1 protein-coding gene is annotated in these 500 nt (G+C 68.0%); it reads right to left on the reverse strand.

What is annotated here, in order from left to right; all coding sequences use genetic code 11:
• Positions 1-500 (reverse strand): serine hydrolase domain-containing protein (locus ACXJKJ_RS32550; protein ID WP_457395906.1); only part of this gene is annotated, 500 nt, incomplete at both ends.

Consider the following 500-nt stretch of genomic DNA (forward strand, 5'->3'; position numbering starts at 1 on the left):
AGCCGCGCCAGATCGCGGCTGCGGTAACGGGTGCCGCCGCCGCCCATGCCGATGCCCTCCGGGGAACGGTTCCACTGGCTGGCTGAAATGCCGAGCGGACGTTCCAGCACCTTGGCCGCGTAGTCGGCCAGCGGCATCTTCGTGGCACGCTCAAGCACCGCACCGAGCACGAACGAGTTGGCTGTGCAGTAGGCATGCGCGCGGCCGTGCGGGCTGTCCTCAGGCCGGGTCATCCACGGCGCGAAGCCCTTGACCGGCAGCGACAGGGCGAAGTCCAGCCACTTCTCGGTGACATACATGCGCTCCTCGTTGCCGGCAGAAAACGCGTTCTGGTCGTCACACTCCCACAGGCTGCTCATGGTCAGCAGGTCTTCCACGGTGGTGGCGCGCAGGCGCGGATCGACCGGATGCCGCGCGGTGAACTCGGGGAAGTAGTCATAGACCTTGGCCTGGACGCCGGGCAGGCTGCCGTCGCCAATCGCCGCGCCGACCATCAGGGC

The sequence above is a fragment of the Roseateles sp. P5_E1 genome (genome assembly GCF_054049335.1).